Source organism: Bacillus sp. 05T31 (assembly GCF_056396725.1).
Genome location: NZ_JBFTMA010000499.1, coordinates 1 through 3,325, shown reverse-complemented (window position 1 = coordinate 3,325; position 3,325 = coordinate 1). Strand labels below are relative to the sequence as shown.

Sequence of the window (3,325 nt, the reverse complement as noted above, 5' to 3'; positions counted from 1 at the left end):
GGGAAATATATGTTTATTTGAAATGCGAATGTGATAAAATGTAAAAAATAACTAAAAAGCAATGAAAGAGAAGAGTACATGTTCAAAACTTTTCAGAGAGCTGATATGTGGTGGGAATCAGTAAGGGATGAATATGGAATGGGCTCTGGAGCTTCTMACTGAAATGAGTAGGTAAAGACGGTTACTTCACGTTATCGAAGTATGAAGTGAGCTAATGATAGCTAATWAAGGTGGTACCGCGGGAGTCTCTCGTCCTTTTTTAAGGATGAGAGGCTCTTTTTGTTTTTTATTTTGAGAAAGGAGGAGTTAGTATGAGTGGGAAAATAATGTTAACAGGAATTAAGCCGACAGGTTATCCGCATTTAGGAAATTATATTGGTGCAATTAAACCTGCATTGCAAATGTCAAAAAATAATGAGGGAAAAGCATTGTACTTTATAGCTGATTATCATGCGTTAAATGCTGTGCATGATCCAGCAAAGTTCAGTAGTTATACGAAAGAGGTAGCAGCTACTTGGTTATCACTTGGACTTRGYGAAGAMGTTATTTTTTACMGACAAACGGAAGTGCCGGAAATTCTAGAATTAGCTTGGATATTGGATATTAGCTTGTCTAACTCCGAAAGGGCTTATGAACCGTGCCCATGCGTATAAAGCGAAGGTAGAGCAAAATAAAGAAGCGGGATTAGAAATTGATGCAGGTGTGAATATGGGATTATATACGTATCCGATTTTAATGGCAGCTGACATATTACTATTTCAAGCTACTCATGTACCAGTTGGAAAAGACCAAATTCAGCATATTGAAATTGCGCGTGATATTGCGACGTATTTTAATCATACATTCTGCACGACATTTACACTTCCGGAGTATGTCATACAAGAAGAAGGTGCAATATTACCTGGTCTTGATGGAAGAAAGATGAGTAAAAGTTATGGGAATGTTATCCCGTTATTTGCAGAGAAAGAAAAGCTACGAAAGTTAATATTTAAAATCAAAACAGATTCTTCACTTCCGAATGAACCGAAAGAACTGGAAACGTTATTTATGATTTATAAAGAATTTGCGACAGAAGATGAAATTCAGTCGATGCGTGAAAAATATGAAACTGGCATTGGATGGGGCGATGTGAAAAAAGAGTTGTTTCGCGTTGTAGACCGTGAATTAGCCGGACCTCGTGAGAAATATGAGATGTATATGAATGAGCCGCATTTATTATATGAAGCGTTAGAGAGAGGTGCTGAGAGGGCACGAGAAATCGCGGGGGTAAATTTAGCGGAAATTAAAAAACGAATTGGATTTGAGAGGGAACGTTAAGCGTTCCCTTATTTTTTTATAAAAAAATCGAACGAAATTTAAATTTGTTACCAATATAGATTAAGGGAGGGATAGAAATGGATGCAATTCTCGAATTAAAAATGTTGTTATTTCAAATAGGAACAGAAATTATACCACCTAGTAATCTAAAAGAAAAAATTTTAATTCAAGTTAATCTAATGGAGGAAATAGCATTTAATAATGTTGAGGTGAATAAAGATGAGTGAAATTGTGTTAGCAGTTCAAGGTTTAAGTAAGACTTATGAGAGTGTAGATACAAATGTTAGAGCCTTACAAAATGTATCTTTGGAGTTAAATAAAGGAGAACTTCTTGCCGTAATGGGGACGAGTGGGTCTGGGAAGAGTACATTACTTAATATACTTGGTGCTTTAGACAAGCCTGATGAGGGAGTCGTATATGTAAATGGTGAAGGCCCTAAAAATATGTTTGTTGAACCATATGCGACGGAGTACAGGCGGGATAACATAGGATTCATATTTCAGGCATTTCATTTATTAAAGGATTTATCTGTAGAAGAGAATATTGCGTTACCCCTCATATTATCAGCTGATTCAGAAGAGGAGATACGAGAAAAAACAAATAAAATATTAGATGTTCTTGGTTTAGTAAATTGGAGAAATCATCGACCAGTTCAGCTTTCTGGGGGGCAACAACAACGTGTTGCAATTGGTAGGGCGTTAATAACATCTCCTCCAATTGTTCTTGCAGATGAGCCTACTGGAAATTTAGATTTCAATACGTCTAATGATATTTTACGAGTACTGGTCGATATGAAACAAAGATTCAATCAAAGTATGATTCTTGTTACTCATGATCCTCACATTGCTACGTATGCAGATCGGGTTCTTTTCTTTCATGATGGAGAAGTTGTTGATGATTATACGTGTTCTCATGGAGTAAATGATATAAATATYATTTTAGATAAATTTAAAARATTAATGGAGAAATCAAAATGATAAAATCAGTACGRGGATTARGTTTACGCTTTTTTAAGACGAATAAATTTACTGCTATCTCCTCTATAGTTAGCGTTATGTTGGCTGTTTCTCTAATTGTTACGATGATTGTATTTTCGAGCCATGCGAAACAGTCTGTTATAAATGAAGTTAAAAATTTATATGGAGATATGGATTTATCTGTTGGATATAACCCTGATCAAAATAAATTGATGGATAAATCTTTACTACAAAATATTAAGGAACAAGAAAATATTGAATACATTTCAAAAGTATTAGTAAATCATTTGCAAGTGAATAAATTGAATACAGCTATTTATACAGTAGGTGTTCAAAATGATTCGTTATCTAAAAGTCGATATCACTTCTCTAAAAATCTATCGAATGAGGAAGTAACATTAAATCATGGATTAGCGGAAACTTTACAAGTAAAAGTTGGAGAAAAGATTGAAATAGAAAATAAATCTTATGTAGTAAAAGAAGTTTTACCTGATATAGAAGCTGGAGGTTCAGCTCCAGATATACTTGTTTTATCGGAAGGTGCAGTGAAACAGCACGTATATGAAAAAACAGGTAAATACAATGAGGCTACTTATGTGTTGATAAAAGCAAAAGCGAATGCAGATGTACTAGCATTGTCTAGTCAAATTCATAAAATAGACAAAGAATTAAGAATCGATATTGCGGAGGAAGACGAGTTTTTAAAAAGTAACTTAGCGTCATTACATATTTTTATAGTTGTTTTATCTGTATTAATACTTATTATTACTTCGTTATTATTAATGTCTAATTTTGAAGTGTTTTTATATAAATATAAAAGCCAATTTGCTATTATGCGATCAATGGGAGCAACAACGAAACAAATGTTTAAAGTTATATTTATTCAATGTAGTGTAATTAATTTCTTTGGTGGAATATTTGGTTTGTTACTAGCTGTAATAAGTAACCGTTTTTTACAAAGTTGGCTAGAGCATTTATTTGATTTTCAAATTAATTCGATGAGTTTTGACTTTAAAATAGCAATTGTAAC

General features: G+C 33.4%; 3 protein-coding genes, 1 pseudogene and 1 other annotated feature. All 4 genes and pseudogenes read left to right on the top strand.

Annotated elements, in window-relative coordinates; genetic code table 11:
- Positions 1-52 precede the first annotated feature (52 nt).
- Positions 53-260 (top strand) — a binding site (T-box leader).
- Between the two features lie 51 nt (positions 261-311).
- A pseudogene (locus AC1DJR_RS22855) lies at positions 312-1,317 on the top strand (tryptophan--tRNA ligase).
- Between the two features lie 77 nt (positions 1,318-1,394).
- Positions 1,395-1,544, top strand: coding sequence for a hypothetical protein (locus AC1DJR_RS22850; RefSeq protein WP_002014003.1), 150 nt, complete (start codon positions 1,395-1,397; stop codon positions 1,542-1,544).
- Complete coding sequence (locus AC1DJR_RS22845; protein WP_477003573.1) at positions 1,537-2,295, top strand: ABC transporter ATP-binding protein; 759 nt, start codon at positions 1,537-1,539, stop codon at positions 2,293-2,295. The genes AC1DJR_RS22850 and AC1DJR_RS22845 overlap by 8 nt, the downstream gene beginning before the upstream one ends.
- Positions 2,292-3,325: ABC transporter permease (locus AC1DJR_RS22840; protein ID WP_477003572.1), on the top strand; the 1,034-nt coding region annotated here is incomplete at its 3' end. The genes AC1DJR_RS22845 and AC1DJR_RS22840, both read left to right, overlap by 4 nt.

Bases quoted from the DNA above. Each gene is read 5' to 3' on its own strand.
- AC1DJR_RS22850 (WP_002014003.1), top strand. From the start codon at position 1,395: ATGGATGCAATTCTCGAATTAAAAATGTTGTTATTTCAAATAGGAACA.